The organism is Bacillus sp. SIMBA_031 (assembly GCF_046535225.1).
GTDB lineage: Bacteria > Bacillota > Bacilli > Bacillales > Bacillaceae > Bacillus > Bacillus velezensis.
Genome location: NZ_JAWRXC010000725.1, coordinates 1 through 233, shown reverse-complemented (window position 1 = coordinate 233; position 233 = coordinate 1). Strand labels below are relative to the sequence as shown.

The window sequence follows — 233 nt, the reverse complement described above, 5'->3', positions numbered from 1 at the left end:
CCGAGGTCTACGGGCACGTCCACACGTCGCAGCTGCTTCGTGAAACTCCGGTGGCTGGAATCCTCGGTGACCAGCAAGCTGCAACCTTCGGCCAAGCAGCTTTTCAGCCGGGTGAAGCAAAGAACACCTATGGCACCGGATGCTTCCTTATCTTCAACACTGGCGAGGAAATCGTTCACTCCAAGAACGGCCTGCTCACCACGCTCGGGTACAAGCTGGGCGACGCGAAGCCG

General features: G+C 59.2%; 1 pseudogene. It reads left to right on the top strand.

Annotated features, from left to right (window positions below):
• Positions 1 to 233 (top strand): annotated as a pseudogene (locus SB724_RS21980) (glycerol kinase); the annotation flags it as partial.